The sequence below is a fragment of the Cellulomonas septica genome (assembly GCF_012396155.1).
Classification (GTDB): Bacteria; Actinomycetota; Actinomycetes; order Actinomycetales; family Cellulomonadaceae; genus Cellulomonas; species Cellulomonas septica.
The window spans coordinates 1-2,149 of the sequence record NZ_JAAXOY010000604.1 but is presented as its reverse complement, the minus strand read 5'-3'; the positions used below and the strand labels follow the sequence as shown (position 1 = coordinate 2,149).

Annotated in this window: 3 protein-coding genes; all 3 read left to right on the top strand. The window is 76.7% G+C overall.

All coding sequences use genetic code 11. The annotated features are described in order from the left end of the window. The coding region (locus HGA02_RS17150; RefSeq protein ID WP_168680396.1) for an HAD family hydrolase at window positions 1–704 on the top strand (704 nt) is incomplete at its 5' end. Window positions 705–715: 11 nt separating this feature from the next. Continuing rightward, on the top strand, window positions 716–1,519 hold the full coding sequence (locus tag HGA02_RS17145) for an alpha/beta hydrolase (RefSeq protein WP_168680394.1): 804 nt from the start codon (window positions 716–718) through the stop codon (window positions 1,517–1,519). After that, window positions 1,516–2,149, top strand: a 634-nt coding sequence (locus HGA02_RS17140; protein WP_168680392.1) for an alpha/beta fold hydrolase, incomplete at its 3' end; no start/stop codon positions are given. The genes HGA02_RS17145 and HGA02_RS17140, both read left to right, overlap by 4 nt.

Here is a 2,149-nt window from a genome sequence, read left to right as displayed (position 1 = left end):
AGGCGCACGTCGCCGGGCACGGCGTCGCGCTGTGCGCCAACGGCGCGTCCGTCGTCGACGTCGGGACGCTCCAGGTGCTCGAGCAGCACGGCATGCCCGCAGACGTCGTCGGGGCGGTCGTCGCGCGGCTGCGCGAGCGCTGGGGGGCCGACCGCGTGCACCTCGCCGTCGAGGGGGCCGACGGCTTCGCGCACGAGCTCGGCTACGCGAGCGACCACCCGGTCCCGCCCGACGCGCGGTCCGCCGACCGCATCGAGGACCTGCTCACCGGGCCCACGCTCAAGCTGCTCGTGCGGACGTCCGCCGAGCCCAGCGACGGCGCCGCGTTCGTCGACGCGCTCGTCGACGTCGTCGGGGACCTCGCCGTCGTCGCCGACTCCGGCGCCCACGGGCTGGGCGAGATCAGCGGGCCGGGCGTCACCAAGGCCGCGGGACTCGCGCGGTGGGCCGCGACGCAGGGGATCGACCAGCGCGCCGTGTGGGCCGTCGGCGACGCGCCGAACGACCTGCCGATGCTCGCGTGGGCGGGCACGTCGTTCGCGGTCGCCAACGCCTACCCGGCGGTGCTCGAGGTCGCCGACCACCGGCTCCCGTCCAACGCCGACGACGGCGTCGCCGTCCTGCTCGAGCACGCCGTCGCCGCGGTGTCCGCAGGGCGGCCCGACCGCGACCCCCGGACCGCGAGGTCGTCGGCGCCGTCCTAGGCTCGTGCCCGATGAGCACGCACACGTCGCCCGCGACCCCGATCCGCTCCCTCACCGTCCTGCCCGCGCACCGCGAGGACGTCGAGCTGCACACCGCCGACGGCCTCACCCTCGTCGGCGAGCTCGCCCGCCCGCTCGGCCCCGACGGCGGACCGGCCACCCCCGCGGCGACGCTCGTGACGCTCCACCCGCTGCCCACGCACGGCGGCTACATGGACTCGCACGTCTACCGCAAGGCCGCGTGGCGCCTGCCCGCGCTCGCCGACCTCGCCGTGCTCCGCTTCAACACGCGCGGCACGTCGAGCCCACGTGGCACGAGCGACGGCGCGTTCGACGGCGGCGTCGGCGAGCAGTTCGACGTGCACGCCGCGATCGAGTTCGCCGAGTTCCACGACCTGCCGCGCCGCTGGCTCGTCGGCTGGTCGTTCGGCACCGAGCTCGCCCTCATGCACGGACGCGACCCGTCGATCGAGGGCGCGATCCTCCTGTCGCCGCCCCTGCACCGCGCGACCGACGCCGACCTCGACGCGTGGGCCGCGTTCGGCAAGCCGCTCGTCGTCCTCGTCCCCGAGCACGACGACTACCTGCGGCCCGACGACGCCCGACGCCGGTTCGCGCGCGTCCCGCAGGCCGAGGTCGTCGGCGTCGACGGCGCCAAGCACCTGTGGGTGGGGGAGGCCGCCGTCCGGCGCGTGCTCGACGAGGTCGTCGCGCACGTCCTGCCCGGCCACCCCTCGCTGCCGACCACCTGGGACGGCCCGAGCACCACCGCCGAGAACCCGGCCGCGCTCGCGGTCGGCGAGGAGGACGCATGACGCTGCACACGTACCGCACCGCCGGCCCCGACGGGTCCGGCACCCTCCCGGTCGTGCTGCTGCACGGCTTCCCGCTCGACCACCGCATGTGGGACGCCGTCGCCGAGGCGCTGCCCGGGGACCGGACCGTCCTCGCCGTCGACCTCCCCGGCACGCCCGGTTCCGCCGACGCACTGCCCGAGCCGTCGCTCGACGCGTCTGCGGACCTCGTCGCCGCCGACCTGCGCGCCGCCGGCCACGACCGGGCCGTCGTCGTCGGGCTGTCGATGGGCGGGTACGTCGCGCTCGCGCTCCTCGAGCGCCACCCCGACCTGGTCGCCGGTCTGGGGCTCGTCGACACCAAGTCGACCGCGGACACCGAGGAGGCCCGCGCGAACCGGCTGCGGATCGCCGCCGCCGCGGAGGACGGCGGCACCGTCGAACCCGTCCGTCCCATGTCGAGCGGCCTGCTGGGGGAGTCCAGCCGTGCCGCCCGCCCCGAGCTCGTCGACCAGCTCGCCGCCTGGATCGAGGACCAGCCGCCCGCCGGCGTCGCGTGGTCGCAGCGCGCGATGGCCGCACGCCCCGACCGCACCGACGTCCTGCGCGCCTTCACCGGCCCGGTCGTCGCGGTGGTCGGCGACGAGGACA

Bases quoted from the DNA above. Each gene is read 5' to 3' on its own strand.
- HGA02_RS17145 (WP_168680394.1), top strand. From the start codon at position 716: ATGAGCACGCACACGTCGCCCGCGACCCCGATCCGCTCCCTCACCGTC.